Here is a 21,509-nt window from a genome sequence, read left to right as displayed (position 1 = left end):
GCGTAATGCGTAAATTCAAAGTCTTAGAGAGTCTTTGCGCATTCCAAGGACGCGGCACTCCTAGGACTTAGTGGTGAGTACGATGATGAAAACAGCCAAATTCTCGATCGGACAGGTAGTTCGCCACCGGCTGTTTCCGTTCCGCGGCATCATTTTCGATGTCGACCCGCAATTCGCCAACACCGACGAATGGTACGAGGCGATCCCCGCGGATGTGCGGCCGCGCAAGGACCAGCCCTTCTACCATTTGCTCGCTGAGAATTCGGAAACGGAATACATCGCCTATGTGTCGGAGCAGAACCTGCTCGAGGATCAGTCTGGCGAACCGGTGCGGCATCCGGAGATCGGCGAGATGTTCGACAAGAGGCCGGACGGACGCTACGAGCCGAGACGCCGGTCAAGACATTGACCTGACGGATTGCGGGCCTGATGGGATCAAGAAATGGCCGGCCGGAACAAAAAAGCGGGGCATGACCCCGCTTTTTCCTTGGCTCGAGAAATTGTCTTATTTGCCCCGAGGGGCGATCAGTTGGCGGTCTTCGCCTTGTCCTGCTCTTCCTTGAGCTTCTTGGCGAAGTCCTGATTGTTCTTGGCAACGAAATCCTGAAGCTTCTTCTGCCGATCCTCGATGTCCGACTGCTGCAGCGGCGGCCCGTCGAAGGCGCCGCTGAAGCCGGTCAGCGCGATCTTGATCGGGTTCGGCTGGTTCTGGAAATTGACCGAGGTCAGCGTCAGGTTCGAACCCTTCTTGAAGGAGGCGACGAGCTGGTCGGTCAGCGGCACTTCCGCCACGCAGCGGTCGGGGAAGCAGATCACATAATCGAGCTTCTGCGTCTTCCCGGTATCGATCTGAAGGCCAATGCCGGGAGGAACCAGGCGACCGGTCGGAACCGTCACCTGGAACACCTTGCGGTTTATCTTGCCCTTCAATTCGATCAGGCTGACGCCGGTGACGAGCTGGCCGTTACCGGCAGTGGTGATGTTCTGGACATTGCAGATGTCGACGTCTTCCTGCTTGGTGCAGGCTTTGAACCAACCCTGCGGAATCTGCTGTTGCTGCTGCGCAAGAGCTGCTGGAAGTTGTGCGCCCAGAAAGCCGACCACGCCAGCGGCCAGGACCGACAGGCGGTACGCGTTGCTGTTCAGGCTCGTCATATCGTGAACTTCCTCTCAAATGATCCCAGGACCGGCTTCTTCGCGCCGTGTGGTCCAGCTACCTGTTGCCGAAATGAGGCAACAGAATGACTCGGACGGCGTGTTACACTGCCAGCGGTGCCGAATCCAGCCCGATACTCGCAATTCTTGAACTCGCGATTGACCGGGAGGCCGCCGGCTCATGCTAGGGTGCGCTCCGAATCATCAAGCCGACCCAGTAAGGAGACGGTCATGGGCCGCGTTCTTGTTTGGCTGATCGCCGCGATCTCGTCTATCACACTTTCGCTTCAGCCAGCTGTGTCGGAGCCGAAACACGCGATCGCCATGCAAGGCGAGCCGGCGCTGCCGGCCGACTATACGTATTTCAACTACGTCAATCCCGATGCGCCTAAGGGCGGCAGCATCACCTATTGCGTCGTCGGCAGCTTCGACAATCTCAACCCGTTCATCCTGAAAAGCCTGCGCACGACGGCACGCGGCATGATCGATAGGATCTTTGGCAATCTCGTCTTCGAGCCGTTGATGCAGCGCAATGACGATGAAGCCTTCAGTCTTTATGGCCTGCTTGCCGACACTGCCGACATGGATCCGGAGCGCAAGAGCATCGAATTCCACCTCGATCCGAGGGCCGAGTGGTCTGATGGCCATCCGATGACTGCGGAAGACGTGCTGTTCACTTACGACGTCTTTACCGAGAAAGGCCGGCCACCCTACAGCGCCCGTATGAGCATGGTCGCCAAACTCGAAAAAATCGGCGACCGCAGCGTGCGCTTTACATTCAATGACAAGGCCAACCGCGAGACGCCGTTGGTTATCGCGATGACGCCAATCGTACCGAAGCACGCTTTCGACAAGGAGACCTTCGACAGGACCACGCTGAAACCTGTGATCGGCAGCGGCCCGTACACCGTGGCGCACGTGGCGCCTGGCCAGCGCATCGTGTTCAAGCGCAACCCAAATTATTGGGGCAAGGACATCCCCGCCAAGCGCGGTTTCGACAATTACGACCAAATCACCATCGAATATTTCCTCAATGCCAACGCCAAGCTGGAAGCTTTCAAGAAAGGCATCTGCGCCATCGACGACGACAGCGATCCGGTCAAGCGCGAGCGCGATCTCGACTTCCCGGCCTTCCACAAGGGCGACGTGATCGCCGAAACGTTCGACACCGGCATCCCGCCAGTGGTGACGGGGTTCCTGTTCAACACACGGCTGCAGAAGTTTTCCAATCCGGTCGTTCGACGCGCGCTTGGCATGCTCTACGACTTCGAATGGTCCAACAAGAACTTGTTTGGCGGCAAGTATATGCGCACCATGAGCTATTGGCAGAATTCCGAGCTTTCCGCGCTCGGCCATCCGGCCGACGACAGGGAAAAGGCGCTTCTGGCACCCTACCCGGGTCGTGTGCCAGCCGACGTCATGGACGGCACCTGGCAGCCACCCGTCACCGACGGCTCGGGCCAAGACCGCAAGGTGCTGAAAGCTGCCTTCGATATATTGAAGGGCGCGGGCTATACCTTGCAGGATGGTGTGATGCTCGATCCCGAGGGGAAACCCTTCGGCTTCGAGATCCTGACCGCCTCGCAGAACGAGGAGCGCCTTGCCGCCATCTACCAGCGCACGCTGGCGAAGATCGGCATCGCTGTCACCATCCGCAGCCTTGACGGCGACCAGATCCAGTCGCGCAAGCAACGTTTCGATTTCGATGTGCTGATCGGCACCAGCGGCTTCGAGAACTCGCTGTCGCCGGGCATCGAGCAGCTCGGGCGCTGGGGATCAGCTGCCGCCAATGCCGAAGGGTCATTCAACCTTGCCGGCGTCGCCGATCCGGCGATAGATGCCGCACTAGAGGCGATGCTCGACGCCCGCAGCCGCGAAGATTATGTTGCCGCCGTCCGGGTCCTCGACAGGTTGCTGATCTCCGGCCACTACATGGTTCCGATGCAGCACAACACGCAGCAATGGCTCGCCTACTGGAGTTATCTGGAACATCCGCGAAAGACTCCCATATCCGGCTATAGACTGCCGACATGGTGGCGCAAGCCGAAGTGACATCTTCGGAACAGGAGATCAAGATGAGCGACGAGAAGTCGATTACCGTCGATGTGGTCTCCGACGTCGTCTGTCCGTGGTGCTTCATCGGCCAGAAGCGGCTCGACAAGGCGATCGCCGCGGCAAGCGATGTCGACGTGCACATACGCTGGCGGCCGTTCCAGCTCGACCCGACCATCCCGCCCGAAGGCAAGGATCGCCGCGAATACATGGTGGCCAAGTTCGGCAGCGACGAACGCGTCCGCGAGATCCACGCCCGCATCGAGCCACTGGGCGAAGCCGAGGGGATCAACTTCGCCTTCGCCGCCATCAAGGTCGCGCCCAACACGCTGGACGCGCACCGCGTCATCCGCTGGGCTGGTGCCGCCGGCGAGGTCATGCAGAACCGGCTGGTGCGACGTCTGTTCCAATTGAATTTCGAGGAAGGCGCCAATCTCGGCGATCATGCCGTTCTGATCGGCGCCGCCCGCGAGGCCGGCATGGATGCATCCGTGGTCGAGACACTTTTGCCGACTGACGCCGATGTCGAGGCGGTGCGCACCGAAATCGCCACCGCTTCGCGCATGGGCATCACGGGCGTGCCGTGCTTCCTGCTTGAGGGCAAGTATGCGGTGATGGGCGCGCAGGACGCCGACACGCTCACCGACGCCATTCGCCAGGTTGCGGCGGCCAAGGCGCGGGGCGAGTTGGAGAAAGCGAACTGAAGAGGCGCTACTCCACCGTTATCTTGGCGTCGCTGACGAAAAATCAGTGCCCGTTGCTGCTGGTGCAGGTCAATCCTGCGGTTGAAGACTTTGCCCTTGGTTGACGCCTTTGCAGGAAAGCGACCCCCTTGCTGCAGCTGTTTCCGCAGGCGAGCTTGGGGGCATCGCGGCGCAGCGCTTCAGCCAACGCCATCCCTGTCACTTTTCCGGCTGCCGCCAGGTCCGACATGGCAACAAAGACGCGTCGAAGACGGCACGTTTTTGCGCGCGTCCATCTTCCGCAGCATAAAAATCGGCTGATCCGCCTCGCCCTTGCCTTCACAAAACTGTGGAAAGAGCTTCCCTAAGGGAAGATGCTGGCCATCGCATGAGCCGATCAGCAACCCATTGAAATTACGCAAATAATGTTCCTTCGAGAACGCCACGGCATGACATTGCAGTCCTGAATTCTGTTGCTTGATGGCAACGGTGAGCGGATCAATCCCCCGCAGACCGAGAAAAGATAATGGAAAATGATCAATTGGTGTTACTGTCTGTAACAAAACTAAAAGAGGTTTGGGCGGGATAGTGATTCGGGTCGGTAGACCAGAGCGACATTCAATATCGGAAAAATGGCTCCGCGGTGCCGCAAGGCCGCCGCTCCTGACACCGGTTTCCTCGATGCGCAGCTTCTGGGGACTGATGCGGGCCTACTGGCTCTCGGACCGCTGGGTGGAGGCCTGGACGCTGACGCTTGTCATAGCGCTGTTTACCGCGCTCTCCAGCAAAGCCGGCGTCTGGTTCGCCGAAGCATCCGGGGAACTGGTCAACTCGATCGCCTTTTACCACGATGCCGCGAACACCACGCCGCTCGCATCGCTGCTCACCAATGCCGGCATGCTCATCCTTCTGGTCGTGCTCAAGGACGCGGGCTTTACCGGCATCCGCACCTTTGTTTCCGCAACGCTGCATCGCAAATGGCGCGGTTGGCTGGACAGCCGTTTCAACGAAGCGCTTCTCGACACCAATCACACGCACTTCCATGCCCAGCATGGTTCCTCCGGCACTGCTGCTCCCGACAACATCGACCAGCGCGTCCAGGAATCGATCAAGGACATGACCGGCGGAGCCATCGGCCTCGCCATGGGGGTCATGGCTGTCGCCACATCGCTTTATTTCGTCGGCCGGAAACTGCTTGAAACCTCGGCGGAGGTGAAAGGGCTGGAGTTCCTCGGCAGCTATGGCAGCGCGGTCTTGGCTTTCCTGGCGGTCGCCATATACGTGCCGCTGAACACCTGGATCGCGGTGAAGCTCGGCAGACTGCTGGAGCGGCTCAACATCCGGATGCAGCAGTCCGAAGGCAGTTATCGCGGCGAGTTGACGACGTTCCTGCGTCGCAGTTTCCACGTCGCCGCATCACAAGGCGAGAACGTGCAAAAGACGATGCACGACCGGCTTTATGTCGACATCGACCGCACTTGGGCGCGGCTGAACATCGTCAACACGAGCTACCGTTCGTTCGAGCTGGTCTACAATTTCATCGGCGCCCGCATTGTCGCCTACGGGCCGGGCCTCGTGCCCTACATCCACAACCGTTTCGATCTCAAGGGCTACATAACCGGCTCCGAGATGGTCAACTCGCTGATCAGTCAGTGTTCCTGGTTCATCCATGTCATGCCTTCCATTGCGGCTCTGCGGGCCAACAGCCAACGCGTGACCGAACTCGCCAACGCGATCGAAAACGTCCAGCACCCGCAGGAATTCTACAGTCTCACCGGCTGCTCCGATTTCCGCTACGATCGCCAGAACCCGGTTTTCGGCTTGACCATACAGAAGCTGGAGCTGACCCATCAGGGCGAGGACGCCACGCCCTTCCTGAGCGCTGCGAATCTGCGCTTCCGACGCGGTGAGTGGACGTTCCTGAAGGGCGAATCGGGTTGCGGCAAGACATCGCTGATCAAGGCAATCAACGGCTTGTGGCCCTATGGCCGCGGTACCATCGTCTTCCCGGAAGGGGTCGAAAGTTTCTATGCCGCCCAGGAAGTCAAGCTGCAACAGGTCTCGCTGAAGCAACTGGTCTGCCTGCCCGGCTCAGAGCGCGATTACACCGACACGCAGGTTGCATCGGCTTTGCACAGAGCGGGCCTTGGCGATTTCATCGAACACATGGCCGATGAAAGCCGCGAGGGAATGAACTGGGACCAGGTGCTTTCGGGCGGCCAGAAACAGAAGCTGGTTGTCGCTCGTATCGTGCTGCAGCAGCCCGGTCTGCTGTTCCTCGACGAAGCGACCGGCGCGCTCGATCCCGAAGGGAAGATCGCCTTCCATCAGGCGATCAAGGACAATTGTCCAGACGTCACGGTGATCTCGATCATGCACGAGGCCGTACCGCCAAGGTCGCTTTCAGGCGCCGAATTCTACCACAGCATCGTTGCCATCGCAGATGGCGTCGCGACCAAAAAGCCGCTGGCGCCGAGCCTGCCGGTCGAGCTCACCACCATCCTCGAGCACCCAAGGCCGGTCGAGGAAAGATGGCTGCGCTTCCCTCGCCGCATGAGGCAGAAATAAGCGGCGAACAGAATATCGTTGCCCAGTGTCGCATCGGATTGGTGATCTAAAATTGCGGTCGAGTGGCGCTGCACCATTGCCTGCGTGCATAGAGATGCTCCGTTGGTGACGATACGGGCAAAACGTCAGACGCGCTCGCCGTCCTTCAACCGGTAGGTGGGCTTGTACATGGTGACGAGTTCTTCCGCCGCGGTCGGGTGCACGGCCATCGTGCGGTCGAAGTCATCCTTGGTCAGCCCCGCCTTCAGCGGAATGCCGAGAAGCTGCGCCATCTCGCCGGCATCCGGCCCAAGGATATGGGCACCGAGCACTTTTTTCGAGGCGCTGTCGACCACCAGCTTCATCAGCATCTTTTCGTCGCGGCCGGATAGTGTGTGCCGCATCGGCCGGAAGGTGGCGCGGTAGACCTCAACATCGGAAAAACGCTTTATGGCCTCGTCTTCCGACAGGCCGACCGTGCCGATCTCGGGCTGCGAAAAGACCGCGGTGGCGATCGTATCATGGTCGGGCGCGGTCGGGTTGCCCTTGAAGGCGGTCTCGATGAAGCACATTGCCTCGTGGATCGCCACCGGCGTCAATTGCACGCGGTTGGTGACGTCACCAATCGCCCAGATGTTGTCGACGTTGGTGCGCGAATATTGGTCGACATTGATAGCGCCGGTCTTGGTCATCTCGATGCCGACGCCCTCAAGACCCATGTTTTCGGTATTGGGGAGACGCCCGATGGCGAGCATGACCTGATCGACCGTCAGCACCTTGCCGCCGGTGACGACAGCGTCGAGGCGCCCGTCCGGACGCTTCCTGATCCATTCGGATACGGCATGGCAGAGGATTTTTATCCCCTTCTTTTCCATCGTCTCGTGCAGCATGCGCCTGAGATCCATATCGAAGCGGGAGAGAATCTCCTTGCCGCGATAGACCAGTGTTGTGTCGACGCCGAGGCCGTGAAAGATGTTGGCGAATTCGACGGCAATATAGCCGCCGCCCTCGATCATGATCGCCTTCGGTAATTCCTTGAGGTCGAACGCCTCGTTGGAAAAGATGCAGTGCTCATGGCCGGGCAGAGCCGGGTGCGGCGCCGGGCGGCCGCCGGTGGCGATGAGAACCTGGTCGGCGGTGACGGTGCGGTCCTCGCCGAGAAGATGCACCACATGCGGATCGACCAGCATGGCGCGCGACTGAAACGTCTCGCCGCCGGCACCTTGGACATTCTTCCTGTAGATGGCTTCCAGCCGGCTGATCTCGCGATCCTTGTTGGCAACCAATGTCTGCCAGTCGAAGCTCGCCTGCGGCACGGTCCAGCCATAACCGGCGGCGTCGGCAAAATGTTCGGGAAATTGCGAGGCATAGACATAGAGTTTCTTCGGCACGCAGCCGCGAATGACGCAGGTGCCGCCAAAACGGTATTCCTCGGCAATGCCGACGCGCTTGCCGAGTGCCGCTGCCATGCGCGCCGCCCTCACCCCGCCGGAGCCGCCGCCGATGACGAAAAGATCGTAGTCGTAACCGGCCATGGTGCGGCTCCTTGCCCTTCAAAATGTTTGAGACAGGTAGGCTGCAAACCACCAAAAGAAAAGCCCGGACCACCACGCCGCGCATGCTGTCGGATGCGCGACGGAGGCCGGGCTTTCCGGTCCGGCAGCGATAACGCCGCCGGGAAATATGCTCAGTTCTTCGGTGCTTCCGGCTCCGTACCAGCCGCAGGAGCCGCGGCATTTGCCGGCGCTGTGGCCTTTGCTGCCGCGGCCAGCGTTTCGCCGACCTGTTGGGCGAGATCGCGAGCGACGCCGTTCTGCCAGATGTCGGCGGCCTTGAGCAGGTCACGCGTCACGGCCGGGCCGCTGTCGAGCAGCTTTTTGCCGGAATCGGAATTATAGAAAGCGGCGATTTCGGTAAGCTCTTTTTCGGAAAATACCTTGGCATAGGCCATGGCAGCTTCCTTCTCGAGATCGGCGCGGCGCGAGGCCAGCGCCAGAGCCTTTTCGCTGACCGTTCTGCCGATCAGCTCCTGCATGTCCGGGTTCTTTTGGATAAGCTGCTGCTGAAGCGCGGCGGCGGCCTGCGGCAAGATGTTGTCGAACGGGTCCGTCGCGTGGATCGCCGCGACGGCGGCGCGGGCCGCCTTCAGATGCCCGTCGGTGACGTCCTGCGAGAACGCCGGCGATGAAAACGCAAAGACGGCTGAAGCTGCCAGAATGGCAGAAAAACGGCGAACCCGGTTATGCAACATCATGATCGATAGAACTCCCTGGTTTTCGGGCGGCATGGACGGTTTGGATGCCGTCGCCGGCTATGATAGCCGCTGATGCCAGCCCGATGAAAAGACCATGCTCGACCACGCCCGGAATGGCATGGAGAGCATTCGAAAGCGCTCTTGTATCCGGAATGCGGCCAAAAGATGCATCGAGGATAAAATGGCCGCCGTCTGTAACAAAAGGCTGGCTCCCCGTCATCCTCAATGTGACGGGACCGGAAAGGCCGAGCCTTCCGGCTGCCGCGGCGACCGCGATTTCCGTGGCACGCAGGCCGAACGGGTTGACCTCGATGGGCAGTGGAAAACGGCCGAGCGTCTCGACCATCTTCGAACGGTCGGCAATGACGATCATGCGAGCGGAAGCCGCCGCTACGATCTTCTCCCGTAGCAGCGCACCGCCGCCACCCTTGATCAATGTCAGCGCCGGATCGATCTCGTCGGCGCCGTCGATGGTAAGGTCGAGTTCGGGCGTTTTTTCCAGCGTCGACAGCGGCACGCCAAGCTCGCCGCAAAGGATGGCGGTGCGCTCCGAGGTCGGCACGCCGATAATGGTGAGGCCGGTGGCGACCCTTTGCGCGAGCAGCCGAACGAACTCTTCGGCCGTCGAGCCGGTGCCGATGCCAAGCCGCATGCCGTCGCTCACATGGGCAAGCGCTGCCCGTGCGGCTTCGACCTTCAATTGCCTCGCATCCATGCCTGCCCCGAATTTCGCTTGTTTCGGCGCTCCTAGCATCTTTGCCCGTCCGGTCAAAGACTTTGCCCTGTGGATTGACCAAGCACTGCTTGCCTGGATGGGCTGCAGCGGCTATCGCCTGCCGGCAGCGCAATCGTCACAGGACAGGCCATGACCCGACCGATCATCGTGTTCGACCTCGACGGGACGCTGATCGACACAGCGCCGGACCTGCTTGACAGCCTCAACCACAGCCTTGCCGCCAGCGAACTGGTAGCCGTCGACGAGGCCGGCTTCAAGCGTTTCGTCGGCCATGGTGGCCGGGTGATGATCGAGCGCGCGCATGCCGCGCAGCAGAGATCGCTGGCGGTGGAGGAACACGACCGATTGTTAAAGCTGTTCCTCGATCACTACACCGACAACATCCCGGGTAAATCGCGCCCCTACCCCGGCGTCGTCGAGACGATCGCCCGATTCGAAGCAGCCGGTTATCTCCTGGCCGTCTGCACGAACAAATACGAAGCCAACTCGGTGGCGCTGATCGAGGCGCTCGGGCTGGCGAAGCATTTCGCGGCGATTTGCGGTCAGGACACGTTTGCGTTCCGCAAGCCCGACCCGCGCCATCTGACCGAAACCATCGTGCTGGCCGGCGGCGATCCGCACCACGCGCTGATGGTGGGTGATTCGCAGACCGACATCGATACGGCGAAAGCCGCCGGCATTCCCGTGGTGGCGGTCGATTTCGGCTACACCGACCGCCATGTGCGCGAATTCGAACCGTCGGCGGTGATCTCGCATTTCGATGCGCTGACGCTTGGTCTGGCCGAACGCCTGATTGCCGCTGCGGGGCACTGAACGACGGCGACCGGGTCGCTCCCGGCGGAGTTGCATTCGGTCTTCGTCGTAACGCCCGGACATCGCCTTGACTTCCCTGGCCGGCCTCCCTTATATCGCGGCGCGCTTGGCCTTCGGGCAACGAGCGGGCGATTAGCTCAGCGGGAGAGCACACCCTTCACACGGGTGGGGTCGCAGGTTCAATCCCTGCATCGCCCACCATACCCGCTACCGGTCCAAAGCTACCATCCGCTTCGCAGCCTACGTTTCGACTTCGCCAGGTTTGCTCACGACCCGGTTCATGCGCTGCGCCGGGCGATTGGGCACACATCACAAAGCGATGTCTACCCTTGGAATCACTCAGCCGAACATTGAACGCGGCCGAGAGAAAGTTGACGGACGATAAAATCGTCCTAGGTGAGCTGCTATCTCAGTGGCGGTACCCGGGAACTAACGAGGGGAAATCGCCGTCGACCTCCTGCTCCGACTAGGTGAAACAACGCAATTGCAAATGCTTCCGGCTTCCGCAAACATTGCTGAACCCCATCACTGGCCCGTAGCGGCCGACCCGAAACTAGGACGCTGGCTTCCGGCCCGGTGTTCTGGCGGGCCTCGGGGATGACCTTGAATCCAGCCAGCGACCTTAAAGTCAAAAAGGGAGGAATAACCGATGAACCTGACAAAACACCTTGCCGGTGTGGTGATCGCGTCGACCTGTCTGTGTGTGCCCGCGCTGGCGCAGACGAAGTTGACCATGTGGTATCACGGCGCCGGCAACGAGGTGGAGTCGCGAACCCTCAACCAGATCGTCTCCGACTTCAACGCCAGCCAGTCCGATTGGGCGGTGACCATCGAGAGCTTCCCAGAGAAGAGCTACAACGATTCCGTCGCGGCGGCGGCCCTGGCGGGCAACCTGCCCGACATCTTGGATGTGGACGGGCCCGTCATGCCCAATTGGGCCTGGGCCGGCTATCTGCAGCCGCTGCCGATCGACGAGAGCGAGTTCGCCGACTTCCTGCCCGGCACCAAAGGCGTGTGGGACGGCAAGCTCTATTCGGTCGGTCTGTGGGACGCGGCGGTGGCGCTTTTTGCACGCCAATCGACGCTGGACGAGCTGGGCCTGCGCACCCCGACCCTCGACAAGCCCTGGTCGAGAGAGGAATTCTTGGCCGCGCTTGATGCCGCCAAGGCCTCCGGCAAATATGAATTCGCCCTTGATCTCGGCATGAACGACCAAGCCGAGTGGTACTCCTATGCCTTCTCGCCGTTCCTGCAGAGCTTCGGCGGAGACATTGTCGACCGTTCGACCTACAAGACCGCGGAAGGCACGCTGAACGGCGAGGCTGCGCAGGCCTTTGGCAAGTGGTGGCAATCGCTGTTTACCGGAGGCTATGCGCCTGGCACCAGCGAGGACCCCGCCGATCAGCAGACCGGCTTCATCGACGGCAAGTTCGCCTTCCAGTGGAACGGCAACTGGCGCGCGGTGGCGACGATGGAAGCCGTGAATGACGTTGTCTTCCTTCCAGCCCCCGATTTCGGCGCGGGCAACAAGATCGGCGCGGGCTCCTGGCAGTTCGGCGTCTCGGCCAAGTCCAAGCATCCGGAAGGTGCTGCCGAATTCATCAAGTTCGCCGCGCAGGACAAGTACCTGGCCGCCTTCTCCGACGGCATCGGCCTGATCCCGCCGACGCCCTCGGCGGCACAGATGACGAAGAACTACAAGGACGGCGGCCCGCTCGCGGTGTTCTTCGACCTCTCCAAAGCACAAGCTCTGGTGCGCCCGGTCACCCCGGGCTACGTGGTCCAGGCCAAGGTCTTCACCAAGGCACTGGCCGACATCGCCAATGGCGCCGATGTGGCCGACACGCTTGATGCTGCGGTCGACGAGATCGACGCCGACATCGAAAGCAACGGCGGCTACGGTCACCGGTAGTTCTGTCGCGCCGGGGTCCCCGCCAGCCGCGGACTCCACGCTTTCTGGCGGATATCGCAAATGGCATCGAAACTAACCCTGTCGAACCGGACGGGCTGGACATTCGCCCTGCCGGGTTTCGCACTCATCGTCACGTTCATCGTCCTGCCGTTTTTCTTCGCGATCGCTCTCTCACTGACAAATCAGCGGCTGCTGTCACCGAACGCCACCCAGTTCGTCGGGTTGGAAAACTATCGTCAGCTCCTGGGCCTTGGGGTGGTGACCCTCGAACCAGAGCGCGACGATGCTGGCAACGTGGTCCGAAACGAGGCCGGCGAAATCCAGTATCCCCGCCTGCGTGAGATCACCCGTAGCGAGGCCTATCCCCAGTATCGCGGCATGCGCGAATGGTTCCGCTGGCAGTCCGGCGAGAACGTCATGGTCGTCATCGCCAGCGACGTTGTGTTCATGAAGGCGCTGGTAAACACCTTCCTGTTCGTTCTGGTCGTGGCGCCGGTGCAGGGCGGCCTCGCGCTGATGCTTGCTTTGCTCATCAATCAGAAGCTAAGGGGCATCAACATATTCCGAACCATCTACTTCATGCCGGTGGTGGTCTCCATCGTCGTGGTCTCACTCCTCTGGCGGTTCATCTATGACGGCCAGAACGGGCTGTTGAACAGCATCCTCCAGGGCCTCACCTTCGGCCTCTTCCAGCCCGTCGACTGGCTGGGCAACCCCTCGACCGCGCTGCCCGCGGTCATGGCCATGTCGATCTGGCAGGCCGTCGGCTTCCACATGGTCATCTGGCTAGCCGGGTTGCAAATGATCAGTCCCACGCTCTATGAGGCCGCCGCGATCGAGGGTGCTTCGAAATGGCAGACTTTCCGCTATGTCACCTGGCCGGGCCTGCGCAATACCGCCGTGCTCGTCCTTGTCGTGATCACCATGCAGGGCTTCGCCCTCTTCGCCCAGATCGACGTGATGACCAATGGCGGTCCGCTCGACAGCACCCAGACCCTCGTCTTCCAGGCAGTCGAGCGCGGCTATGGCAAGCAAGACATCTCGGGCGGCTCGACCATCTCGGTCATCCTGTTCGCGATCGTGCTGGCGATCTCACTCACTCAGCGCTGGCTGACACGGGAGCGTTAAGATGGCCTTCAATCCTGACAATTACGGCCTGAGGCTCTTCGTCCGCTATCTGGTGCTGTGCCTGATCGCCTTGATCTTCATCTTTCCGCTCGTGTTCATGATCAACTCGAGCTTCAAGCCCGACAGTCAGCTCCTCGCGGACACCTCCAGCCTGCGGGCTTTCCTGCCCGTCGGGGACATCAGCCTCAACAACTATTTCGGAGCGTTCCGGCGGGCGCCTGTCGGCTTGTTCGTCCTGAACTCGGTTCTGGTCACCGGGGCGACCGTCCTTCTCTCTTTGTTGATCTGTTCGATGGCCGCATTCTCCTTCGCTTTCCTGCGGTGGAAGGGGCGCGACGTGGTGCTCTCGATCGTCATCGCCACTCTGATCATCCCTTTCGAGACCATCGCTATCCCGCTCCTGCTCCTGGTCTCGAAACTGCCCTGGATCGGGCTTGACGGGCTGCACTGGGGCTGGCTCAACACCTACAGGGTGCAGATCATCCCCTGGATCGCGGATGGGCTAACGATCTTCCTGTTCGTGCAGTATTTCAAAGGGCTGCCGGGCGAGCTGATCGAGGCGAGCCGGGTGGAGGGCGCGAGCTGGTGGCAGGTCTACTATCGCGTTGTCATGCCGCTTTCAGGGCCGGTTCTGGCGACTGCCGCCATCCTGAAGTTCCTCGTCATGTACAACCAATATCTCTGGCCGCTCATCGTGGTGCAGCAGGAAAACTACCGCCCTGTCATGGTCGGTCTCGGCTACTTCTTTCAACTCAACGTCGCCTGGGGCGAAGTCATGGCCTATCTCACCCTTATCACCGTCCCGGTGCTGATCTTCTATCTGTTCCTGCAGCGCGCCTTCATTGCATCGATCGCCTCGACCGGTGTGAAGGGCTGAATAAATGGTTCTCGCGCTCAAAAGCCAGTGGCTCTGCGTGCCCATGACGGCAAGTGCTGGCACGGCTATTTCCTCAAGGCCGATAAAATCGACCGGTGACCCCGAATTGCGGCACATGAACCAGGGAACGGGAGCCATCGCTTATGGCTGAGGTCTCACTCAAGGGCGTCAAGAAATCATATGGTCGCGTCGACGTCATCAAAGGCGTCGATATCCACATCAATGATGGCGAGTTCGTCGTATTTGTCGGACCGTCAGGCTGCGGGAAGTCCACCTTGCTGCGCGTGATCGCCGGACTCGAGGACATAACCGAAGGCATCATCCAGATCGGAGGCCGGGTGGTCAACGAGCTCCAACCCAAGGAACGCGGTATTGCGATGGTGTTCCAAAGCTATGCCATCTTTCCGCACATGACCGTGCGCGAGAATATCGCGTTCGGTCTTACGATCGCGGGCGCTTCCAAGCAGGAAAAGGAGCAGAAGGTCGCCGAGGCCGCTCGCATCCTGCAAATGGAACATTTACTCGACCGCCGCCCAAGTCAGCTTTCCGGCGGCCAGCGCCAGCGCGTCGCTATCGGGCGCGCAATCACCCGGAAACCTTCCGTATTCCTGTTTGACGAGCCGCTCTCCAACCTCGATGCCGCGCTGCGCATGGACATGCGTATGGAAATCGGCCGGCTGCGCAGGCAACTGGGCACAACGATGATCTACGTCACCCATGACCAGGTCGAGGCGATGACGCTGGCTGACAGGATCGTCGTCCTCAAGGACGGTCAAGTCATGCAGATCGGAGCGCCGATGGAACTTTATCACGAGCCGGCCAACAGGTTCGTAGCCGGCTTTCTAGGAGCCCCGTCGATGAATTTCCTGAACGTCGACGTCCTCGACCTCGATGGCGAAGCAGCAACGGTTGGCAATCAATCCCTGGAGCCGATCAGGGTAGCGACCAGAAGGCGCTCCTTCCGGAAAGACGGCAAGGCCATACTGGGTATCCGTCCGCAGTACCTCCGGGCGGCGCAGTCTGGAGAAGGCATGCTGCATGGCGTCGTGGCACATACCGAGCGGTTGGGCAGCGAGACAGTCGTGGACCTGACACTTCGCGACGATCACGAGCTCATTGCAGCCTTCGATGAAGACAAGATCTTTGAACCGGGTGACGCCCTGGAGCTCACGTTCGACACGGCCTTAGCCCATCTCTTCCCCGAGGAGGGTGAGCTGCAGACGTGAGCAACGACACCGCGATGCGGCGGCGCGATTCGCGGGTGTCCATTCCAGAACCCCGGAACAAACCTGCATGGCCGCGAGTTTCTACTTCTTGAAGAGTGAGGGAAAGCCATGTCCAGACGTGTTTTGGCGACAGGTGTCGTAGTCCTCCTTCTCGGCGGACCGGCCCTTGCCGCAGACGGAAGCCCGCTGCCGCCGCAGAATGCCAGGAAACTGTCGGAAATAATCGCCAAGGTCGAGCAGCGCGACGACTTTCGCTACGTCGACGAGGTCGGCTGGGACAGCGGCGCCTACACCGTCACCTATTACACGACCGACAAGGCGAAGGTCGAAATCACCTACGATCCGGTGACAGCCGAGCCGAAATAGATCGCGGCCATCTTCCCCCAGCCGATACGTGCGGCCGGCTTTCTCTTAAAGGACCCGGAACAATTCCGGCAGGTTACAGCGCAGCCTGGCGACGATCCCTCGGAAGCGGGCGGCGGCGTAGCTTCACCAAGACTGGGGCGACGGTTCCGGCACGCTTTTCGGCATCCCCTTGCGCCGATGCGCCTTTGATGGCTGACTGCGGCGTGATCATTGAGCCGCACGGGGGTGGGCATGGCGACGGCAAAGCATGTGGCGAAACGCGTTCTGATGATGCTCGCCGGCTATTTCGTTGCGGTGCTGGTCGGACTGATTGCCGTGGCCACGATCTATGGTGCATTGAGTTCGCTGCCTGATGCACCGGCGTATTTCGATCTCATGGGGGTCTCTCCCATCGCGGCGCTGGTCGTGCCGCCGCTCGGCATATTGATCTATTTCCTGACGATCATGCTGACCGGCCTGCAGACGCTGATCTTCGCGCTGATCGCCGAATTGTTTTCGTTGCGCAGTTTTTGGCTGCATATGGTCTTCGGCGCCGCAGCAGCGGCTGCCGGCTTCGTCCTGATCTGGCCGAGCGCGCCGGAGGACCTGAGCCCCGAGCGCTGGGCCGATATCGGCATCATCGCCGCCGCCGGCCTGGTCGCCGGTCTGGTCTACTGGCTGAATGCCGGGCGCGAGGCAGGCTTCCGGCGCCCGCTCTCCCTAGGTTAGAATCCTCAGCTTGCCGGCGAGCGCACCGCTTCCGTGCTGTCGAGTGCCTGCTGCAGCCGCGTGTCGCGGTCATAGACGTCGCTGAAATATTCGACTTTGCCGGACATGTCCGGCCAGGCGGTGAAATAGGCGACATAGACCGGGATCGTGCGCGCCACCTTTTCGGTCGAATGTCCGTGCTTCAGCTTCTCCGCAATGTAGTCGACCGAGGTGCCGAGCACGGCCGCCGCCATGCCGCGTGGATCCTGCAGACGAACGCAGCCATGGCTGAGCGCGCGCATGTCACGCTGGAAAAACGACTTTTGCGGCGTATCGTGCATGTAGATTGCGTGCTTGTTGGGGAACAGGATCTTCAGTTCGCCCAGCGCATTGGCCTCGCTCGGCAGCTGGCGCACGCCATAAGGTACTTTCGCGCCATAGGCACCCCAGTTGACCGAGGAGGAGGGAATGCGCTTGCCGCGCGCGTTGACCACTTCGTAGCCAGCGCGGTCGAGATAGCCGGGATCCCTGCGCAGCCGGGGCAGCATCTCGTTGACGAGGATCGACTGCGGCACGCCCCAATAGGGATGGAAGTCGACCTGCTCGACCTGATCGTAAAAGAAGGAAGTCTGGTTGGTGGTCTTGCCGATGACGGCGCGGGTCTTCAGCTTCTCCTCGCCATTTTCGATGTAGCTCGCCGTAAAGGCCGGCTGGTTGATGAAGACGCGCGGACTGCCGAGATCGGATGGCAGCCAGCGCAACTCTTCCAGCGCGACCTGCACCTTTTGAATCTTGTCGGCCTTGGACGTCCCGACCAGCGCCGCGACGGTGCGCGGACCGATGACGCTGTCGCCCTTCATGCCAGCCTTCTTCTGCACCGCCTTGATAACCGGCACCAGTTCCGGATCATAGACCTCGCTGGTGGCGAGCCTGGCCAATATCTCGCCATAGGCGCCGCCCATCTCATCGTCGAGATCGCGCGCGATCTTCGCCAGAAGCTTCGGCAGTTCGGGGCTGGTCTGCCCCGGTTTCAGCAACAGCTTGGGGTCAACGACGATCTCGTCTTCGGAGCTGGCCTGAAGTGATTCCAGTTCGACGCGCAGCGCCTGGTATTCCGCATTCTGCGGATGCCGTGATTCGAGATAGATGCGCACTTGCTGGGTGCGCACCAGCGTTTTCAGCACGCCTTCCATGTCGAGCGGCTTGGCCGGGAAATCATAGTAGCCGGTGATGCGATTGGGATCGACGCGGCCGCTTTGCGCGTCGTGGACATAGCGCAAGACGCGCGCCGACAGCGCCATCTCGAAGCGGACGAGTTCCTGCAGCCGCGCATCGGCCCCGCCGGTCGATGCGCGGGCGGGCACTGCAACCGAATAGTCGGCCGGCGTCAGGCCATAGCTCGTCGCCTCGCCAAGCACCCGCACCGCATCCTGCGCGCGACCGTTTGGGCCGGTCCCGGTCACCCAGATGAAATCCGGATTGGCCGAGTAATAAGCGATCAACGCCTTGGCAATGTCAGATTCGGCATAGAGCTCGTAGTCGCCGAGCCCGGCAATCGCTTCGCGGAAGGCGTCGCTGGTGAGCGACGGTACAAAGGCAGCGTCCTGTGGTGCCACCGGCTGTGGCGCTGCCATCAGTGTCGCAAAATCAACACGCACCAACCGGTCGGCCTTATAGGTGTAGTAGGACGGGCTGTTGATCCTGCTGCCACCACCAGCGAATTCTCTCGGCTTCGGTCTGTGCCTCGGCGGCGGAGGGAAATCACCTTGGGGCGCGCGCCTGATACCACCGCCGAAAAGCCTCTCGAAAAGCCCTTGCGCGTCCGCCTGCGGCATGCCGAAGGCCAGCATTAACGTGACAACCGCAAGCGGCATCACGGTTGCTTTGTTTCCGAGGAATTTCATGGATCACCCGCTCCGGCTGCAACCGGTTCCCGTTCCGCATCGCTTGACGGTCTCGCCCACCGCACGGCGGGATGTAAGACGCGACCACACCGATTCATACCGATTTCGTTAAGCTTCCATAAATTTCGGCTATCCTGTTGCAGAACAGTTTCACAACGCCATGACAACTAAAGCGAATTGGGCCCGCTCCGGTTCCCGAAAATAGTGCACGGGTCAGGCGTTGGCGCCGCCGTCGATAGTCAGTGCGGCGCCTGTCACAAAGCGCCCTTCGGGACCTGCCAGCCAGGCGACCATGCCGGCGATCTCTTCAGCCTTGCCGAAGCGGGGCGTCGCCATCTTCTGTCGCTGGTGCTCGGCGTGCGGGCCACTGGCCGGGTTCATATCGGTATCGGTCGAGCCAGGATGAACGACGTTGGCGGTGATGCCGCGCGAACCGAGGTCGCGCGCCAATGCCTTGGTCAAGCCGACCAATGCCGCCTTGCTGGCCGAGTAGGCGCTGAGGCTGGTGTCGGTGACACGCTCCGCCAGATTGCTGCCGATCGAGATGATCCTGCCACCCTCGCCCATATGCAAGGCTGCCGCCTTCGAGGCCACGAACGGGGCTCTGACATTGACCTCCATGGTTTCATCGAAGTCGGCGAGCGGCAATTCATCGATCGGCGCGGCGCGCCAGATACCGGCGCTGTTGACGAGGATGTCCAGTCGCCCGAAGGTCTTCACTGCCTCGCTGACCGCCTCCTGGATCGCGGCAGCGTCGCGATTGTCGGCTTTGATGGCAATGGCGCGACCGCCGGCTGCCTCGATTTCCCCGACGACAGCGCGGGCCTGCTCCTCGCCATTCACGTAAGTGAGCGCGACGCTGGCGCCGTCGGCCGCGAGCCTTCGCGCAATCGCTGCGCCGATGCCGCGGCTGCCGCCGGTGACGAGCGCGGCCTTGCCGTTCAAGCCTTGCGATGACATTCGTTTCTCCTTTTTTGTAATGATTGATACATAAATGTCTGCCAGCCTTGCCCAGGTGCGTCAACAGATTTATGTATCAATCAACACAGAAAGGATGCCATGCCCGAACGAGGCCGTCCCCGCACCTTCGATCGAACCGCTGCCTTGCGGCGCGCAATGGAGGTGTTTTGGGCCAAGGGCTACGAGGGCGCATCGATGAGCGAGCTGACCGCGGCGATGGGCATCAACTCGCCCAGCCTCTACGCCGCCTTCGGCAGCAAGGAAGCGCTCTTCCTCGAAGCGGTCGAGCTCTACACGCAGGTCGAAGGCACCGATATCTGGTCCGCACTGGAAAAGGCGCCGACGGCGCGCCAGGCGGTCGAGCGCTTCCTGCGCCAGACGGCCAAGGCCTATTCGCAGACCGATCGTCCGCAAGGCTGCCTGATCGCACTAGGCGCGCTGCATCAGGACTCAAGCCGCGGCGCCATCTGCGATGACCTGCGCCGCCGTCGCGCCGAAAACCGCGCAGCCTTGCTGAGACGGCTGGAACGCGGCGTGGCGGAAGGCGAATTGCCGGAAAATTTCGACTGCCGCACGGCTGCGACCTTCTATGCGACGGTGCAGCACGGCATGTCGATCCAGGCGCGCGACGGCGCATCGCGCGCCGCACTTCTGGCGACGGTGGCCGGGGCCATGGCGGCGTGGAAGGTCATGGCCGGCACGGACGCGGCATGACAACCCCGACCGTTATGGCGGCTGGACTCCCGGTTGAGCCGGGACAAATACAAGATATTCAGGTCAATGCAGCAGCGACGGTTCCCGGTGTTCGGCAACGAAACCGATCGCGCGCTCGACCACGCCCCTATCGGCGAGAATGCGGCGATGGCCGAGCCCATCGGCCCAGTAAAGCCGCACATGGTCGCCGGCGCCGGCATAGAGCCTTGCATGGTCGGCGGACACTTCGCGGTCGTCTGGCGCATGGATGACCAGCGTTGGCACCGGCGTGCTGGCAAGCTGGCGGTCGCCGGTGAATTCGTGCAGCGGCCGGCCGGCGATGCGTTCGACCCGGTCGGCCATTGCGGCCTGCGAGCGTGGGCCGACACTGAGCATGCGGCTGAAATCATTGAAGATCGCCGGCAGGGAGCTCGGCGCCGCGATCAGCACCAGCCGCTCGGCCGCCAGCGGCGGAATGTTCTTGACCGAACCGACGACGGCATTGGCGGCGACGGCACCGCCGAAGGAATGGCCGACGACCGCCACGAACGGGCCGAACCATTCGCCCGTCAGCCGTGCGGCTTCGACAGCGCTGACCAGTGTCAGCCGGCGGCCCTGCGATTGGCCGTGGCCCGGCAGGTCGAGCGAGACAACCTTATAACCGGCGTCACGATAGGCTTCGATCAGCGTGCGCATATGTTCGGTGCGCGAACGCCAGCCATGGATCACGAGTACCGTGCCGGCGGCCCGCCTGCCCGGCTCTGGCCTGAATTCATGCACCATGACGCACCCGTTTTTGGTCTTCAGCCGATGATGGCGCGCCTCGGCCATGAAGCCGGCGGCGCGGTCGACGGCGCGTCGCTCGCCGTCGCTGAGAACCTTGGCGTTCGGCGTGCGGCAGAACAGTTCGAACGCCGCGCGCCCTGTAAGGCGAGGAGCCACGTGTTCGGCGGCAGCAAACACGCTCCGGATGACCTTCAATCCAAATGATGCCATAGTGGCGATCCATCCATTCGTTCAAGCATGAACATAATAGTTCAAACATGAACATTAAACAAGAGCTACCCTGGGACAACCCGCGTTTTCGCAACTGGGTCGCGGTGGCGCGCGCCTGCCATGTGCTGGAGCGCACGCTGGCGGTGAAGCTCGCGCCGCTGGACCTGAAGCCGGCGCAACTCGACGTGCTGATGAACCTGTACCGCCATCCCGGCATGTCGCAGCACGATCTCGCCCGCCGGCTGCTGGTCGGCCGCTCCAACATCACCATGCTGCTGCCGCAACTCGAGACACGCGGCCTGCTGCGCCGCGAAGGCGATCAGAAAGACAAGCGGGTGCTGCGACTGACCCTGACCGAAGCCGGCACGGAACTGCTGATGCAGGCGCTGAAGGTCCATATGGCGCTGATCGAGAAAGCGATGAGCCAGTCGACGCCGGAGCAATGCGACATGATCGGCGAGCAGATGCGCAAGATTGCCGACGTGCTCAAGGAAGCGTGACCGGAGCATCGGACCCAAAA

Annotated in this window: 21 protein-coding genes and 1 tRNA gene; 14 read left to right on the top strand and 8 right to left on the bottom strand. The window is 61.4% G+C overall.

Going from position 1 to position 21,509, the window contains the following annotated elements; translation table 11 throughout:
* Positions 1-85: 85 nt before the first annotated feature.
* A complete protein-coding gene (hspQ, locus tag CIT26_RS13400; protein ID WP_167391396.1) occupies positions 86-409 on the top strand; it encodes a heat shock protein HspQ in 324 nt (107 codons plus the stop codon).
* A 116-nt stretch (positions 410-525) separates the two neighbouring features.
* Here hspQ and CIT26_RS13395 read toward each other — a convergent pair whose 3' ends face one another.
* The gene (locus CIT26_RS13395) at positions 526-1,155 is read right to left on the bottom strand and encodes an invasion associated locus B family protein (RefSeq protein WP_095493006.1); all 630 of its coding nucleotides are present in this window, start codon (positions 1,153-1,155) and stop codon (positions 526-528) included.
* A gap of 231 nt (positions 1,156-1,386) precedes the next feature.
* On the opposite strand from CIT26_RS13395, the gene CIT26_RS13390 reads away from it, so the two are divergent.
* A complete protein-coding gene (locus tag CIT26_RS13390; RefSeq protein WP_095493005.1) occupies positions 1,387-3,207 on the top strand; it encodes an extracellular solute-binding protein in 1,821 nt (606 codons plus the stop codon).
* Positions 3,208-3,230: 23 nt separating this feature from the next.
* The gene (locus CIT26_RS13385) at positions 3,231-3,911 is read left to right on the top strand and encodes a DsbA family oxidoreductase (protein WP_095493079.1); all 681 of its coding nucleotides are present in this window, start codon (positions 3,231-3,233) and stop codon (positions 3,909-3,911) included.
* Between the two features lie 179 nt (positions 3,912-4,090).
* On the opposite strand, the gene CIT26_RS35870 is transcribed toward CIT26_RS13385, so the two are convergent.
* The gene (locus CIT26_RS35870) at positions 4,091-4,453 is read right to left on the bottom strand and encodes a hypothetical protein (RefSeq protein ID WP_143747837.1); all 363 of its coding nucleotides are present in this window, start codon (positions 4,451-4,453) and stop codon (positions 4,091-4,093) included.
* 118 nt (positions 4,454-4,571) lie between these two features.
* On the opposite strand from CIT26_RS35870, the gene CIT26_RS13375 reads away from it, so the two are divergent.
* Positions 4,572-6,458: an ABC transporter ATP-binding protein/permease gene (locus CIT26_RS13375; RefSeq protein ID WP_167391390.1), complete on the top strand. Its 1,887-nt coding sequence runs from the start codon at positions 4,572-4,574 to the stop codon at positions 6,456-6,458.
* Positions 6,459-6,583: 125 nt separating this feature from the next.
* On the opposite strand, the gene gor is transcribed toward CIT26_RS13375, so the two are convergent.
* The 3 genes from gor to rpiA all read right to left on the bottom strand — a co-directional run bounded on the left by gor (position 6,584) and on the right by rpiA (position 9,406).
* Entirely contained in the window at positions 6,584-7,972 is a 1,389-nt protein-coding gene (gene gor, locus CIT26_RS13370; protein ID WP_095493002.1) for a glutathione-disulfide reductase, read from the bottom strand.
* 152 nt (positions 7,973-8,124) lie between these two features.
* Positions 8,125-8,691, bottom strand: a complete 567-nt coding sequence (locus CIT26_RS13365) for a DUF2059 domain-containing protein (RefSeq protein ID WP_095493001.1) — start codon at positions 8,689-8,691, stop codon at positions 8,125-8,127.
* The gene (gene rpiA / locus CIT26_RS13360) at positions 8,678-9,406 is read right to left on the bottom strand and encodes a ribose-5-phosphate isomerase RpiA (RefSeq protein WP_095493000.1); all 729 of its coding nucleotides are present in this window, start codon (positions 9,404-9,406) and stop codon (positions 8,678-8,680) included. Before rpiA ends, CIT26_RS13365 begins: the two co-directional genes overlap by 14 nt.
* A gap of 150 nt (positions 9,407-9,556) precedes the next feature.
* Here rpiA and CIT26_RS13355 point away from each other — a divergent pair, with 150 nt between their 5' ends.
* The 8 genes from CIT26_RS13355 to CIT26_RS13320 all read left to right on the top strand — a co-directional run bounded on the left by CIT26_RS13355 (position 9,557) and on the right by CIT26_RS13320 (position 16,457).
* Positions 9,557-10,240, top strand: a complete 684-nt coding sequence (locus CIT26_RS13355) for a phosphoglycolate phosphatase (RefSeq protein ID WP_095492999.1) — start codon at positions 9,557-9,559, stop codon at positions 10,238-10,240.
* Between the two features lie 126 nt (positions 10,241-10,366).
* Positions 10,367-10,441 (top strand) — tRNA-Val (locus tag CIT26_RS13350).
* 475 nt (positions 10,442-10,916) lie between these two features.
* Positions 10,917-12,152 (top strand): ABC transporter substrate-binding protein, encoded by a 1,236-nt coding sequence (locus tag CIT26_RS13345; RefSeq protein ID WP_245319395.1) that lies wholly within the window; start codon positions 10,917-10,919, stop codon positions 12,150-12,152.
* Between the two features lie 60 nt (positions 12,153-12,212).
* Positions 12,213-13,280, top strand: a complete 1,068-nt coding sequence (locus CIT26_RS13340; RefSeq protein ID WP_095492997.1) for a carbohydrate ABC transporter permease — start codon at positions 12,213-12,215, stop codon at positions 13,278-13,280.
* A 1-nt stretch (position 13,281) separates the two neighbouring features.
* Positions 13,282-14,157, top strand: a complete 876-nt coding sequence (locus CIT26_RS13335; RefSeq protein ID WP_095492996.1) for a carbohydrate ABC transporter permease — start codon at positions 13,282-13,284, stop codon at positions 14,155-14,157.
* A 143-nt stretch (positions 14,158-14,300) separates the two neighbouring features.
* Positions 14,301-15,383, top strand: coding sequence for an ABC transporter ATP-binding protein (locus CIT26_RS13330; RefSeq protein ID WP_095492995.1), 1,083 nt, complete (start codon positions 14,301-14,303; stop codon positions 15,381-15,383).
* Positions 15,384-15,491: 108 nt separating this feature from the next.
* On the top strand, positions 15,492-15,749 hold the full coding sequence (locus tag CIT26_RS13325; RefSeq protein ID WP_095492994.1) for a PepSY domain-containing protein: 258 nt from the start codon (positions 15,492-15,494) through the stop codon (positions 15,747-15,749).
* Between the two features lie 231 nt (positions 15,750-15,980).
* On the top strand, positions 15,981-16,457 hold the full coding sequence (locus tag CIT26_RS13320) for a hypothetical protein (RefSeq protein WP_095492993.1): 477 nt from the start codon (positions 15,981-15,983) through the stop codon (positions 16,455-16,457).
* Positions 16,458-16,462: 5 nt separating this feature from the next.
* Here the strand turns inward: CIT26_RS13320 and CIT26_RS13315 are convergent, their stop codons facing one another.
* A complete protein-coding gene (locus tag CIT26_RS13315; protein WP_095492992.1) occupies positions 16,463-18,340 on the bottom strand; it encodes a L,D-transpeptidase family protein in 1,878 nt (625 codons plus the stop codon).
* A 213-nt stretch (positions 18,341-18,553) separates the two neighbouring features.
* Positions 18,554-19,300, bottom strand: a complete 747-nt coding sequence (locus tag CIT26_RS13310) for a 3-oxoacyl-ACP reductase family protein (RefSeq protein ID WP_095492991.1) — start codon at positions 19,298-19,300, stop codon at positions 18,554-18,556.
* Between the two features lie 99 nt (positions 19,301-19,399).
* Between CIT26_RS13310 and CIT26_RS13305 the strand changes: the two genes are divergently transcribed.
* Positions 19,400-20,014: a TetR/AcrR family transcriptional regulator gene (locus tag CIT26_RS13305; protein WP_095492990.1), complete on the top strand. Its 615-nt coding sequence runs from the start codon at positions 19,400-19,402 to the stop codon at positions 20,012-20,014.
* Positions 20,015-20,077: 63 nt separating this feature from the next.
* Here CIT26_RS13305 and CIT26_RS13300 read toward each other — a convergent pair whose 3' ends face one another.
* Complete coding sequence (locus CIT26_RS13300; RefSeq protein ID WP_095492989.1) at positions 20,078-20,989, bottom strand: alpha/beta hydrolase; 912 nt, start codon at positions 20,987-20,989, stop codon at positions 20,078-20,080.
* Positions 20,990-21,036: 47 nt separating this feature from the next.
* Between CIT26_RS13300 and CIT26_RS13295 the strand changes: the two genes are divergently transcribed.
* Positions 21,037-21,489, top strand: coding sequence for a MarR family winged helix-turn-helix transcriptional regulator (locus tag CIT26_RS13295; protein ID WP_091590958.1), 453 nt, complete (start codon positions 21,037-21,039; stop codon positions 21,487-21,489).
* Positions 21,490-21,509: the final 20 nt, after the last annotated feature.

Source organism: Mesorhizobium temperatum (assembly GCF_002284575.1).
GTDB lineage: Bacteria > Pseudomonadota > Alphaproteobacteria > Rhizobiales > Rhizobiaceae > Mesorhizobium > Mesorhizobium temperatum.
The sequence above is the reverse complement of the archived record's forward strand: the minus strand, read 5'-3'. Positions and strand labels throughout refer to the sequence as shown.

Bases quoted from the DNA above. Each gene is read 5' to 3' on its own strand.
- hspQ (WP_167391396.1), top strand. From the start codon at position 86: ATGAAAACAGCCAAATTCTCGATCGGACAGGTAGTTCGCCACCGGCTG.
- CIT26_RS13395 (WP_095493006.1), bottom strand. From the start codon at position 1,155: ATGACGAGCCTGAACAGCAACGCGTACCGCCTGTCGGTCCTGGCCGCT.
- CIT26_RS13390 (WP_095493005.1), top strand. From the start codon at position 1,387: ATGGGCCGCGTTCTTGTTTGGCTGATCGCCGCGATCTCGTCTATCACA.
- CIT26_RS13385 (WP_095493079.1), top strand. From the start codon at position 3,231: ATGAGCGACGAGAAGTCGATTACCGTCGATGTGGTCTCCGACGTCGTC.
- CIT26_RS13375 (WP_167391390.1), top strand. From the start codon at position 4,572: ATGCGCAGCTTCTGGGGACTGATGCGGGCCTACTGGCTCTCGGACCGC.
- gor (WP_095493002.1), bottom strand. From the start codon at position 7,972: ATGGCCGGTTACGACTACGATCTTTTCGTCATCGGCGGCGGCTCCGGC.
- CIT26_RS13365 (WP_095493001.1), bottom strand. From the start codon at position 8,691: ATGATGTTGCATAACCGGGTTCGCCGTTTTTCTGCCATTCTGGCAGCT.
- rpiA (WP_095493000.1), bottom strand. From the start codon at position 9,406: ATGGATGCGAGGCAATTGAAGGTCGAAGCCGCACGGGCAGCGCTTGCC.
- CIT26_RS13355 (WP_095492999.1), top strand. From the start codon at position 9,557: ATGACCCGACCGATCATCGTGTTCGACCTCGACGGGACGCTGATCGAC.
- CIT26_RS13340 (WP_095492997.1), top strand. From the start codon at position 12,213: ATGGCATCGAAACTAACCCTGTCGAACCGGACGGGCTGGACATTCGCC.
- CIT26_RS13335 (WP_095492996.1), top strand. From the start codon at position 13,282: ATGGCCTTCAATCCTGACAATTACGGCCTGAGGCTCTTCGTCCGCTAT.
- CIT26_RS13330 (WP_095492995.1), top strand. From the start codon at position 14,301: ATGGCTGAGGTCTCACTCAAGGGCGTCAAGAAATCATATGGTCGCGTC.
- CIT26_RS13325 (WP_095492994.1), top strand. From the start codon at position 15,492: ATGTCCAGACGTGTTTTGGCGACAGGTGTCGTAGTCCTCCTTCTCGGC.
- CIT26_RS13320 (WP_095492993.1), top strand. From the start codon at position 15,981: ATGGCGACGGCAAAGCATGTGGCGAAACGCGTTCTGATGATGCTCGCC.
- CIT26_RS13315 (WP_095492992.1), bottom strand. From the start codon at position 18,340: ATGAAATTCCTCGGAAACAAAGCAACCGTGATGCCGCTTGCGGTTGTC.
- CIT26_RS13310 (WP_095492991.1), bottom strand. From the start codon at position 19,300: ATGTCATCGCAAGGCTTGAACGGCAAGGCCGCGCTCGTCACCGGCGGC.
- CIT26_RS13305 (WP_095492990.1), top strand. From the start codon at position 19,400: ATGCCCGAACGAGGCCGTCCCCGCACCTTCGATCGAACCGCTGCCTTG.
- CIT26_RS13300 (WP_095492989.1), bottom strand. From the start codon at position 20,989: ATGGCATCATTTGGATTGAAGGTCATCCGGAGCGTGTTTGCTGCCGCC.
- CIT26_RS13295 (WP_091590958.1), top strand. From the start codon at position 21,037: ATGAACATTAAACAAGAGCTACCCTGGGACAACCCGCGTTTTCGCAAC.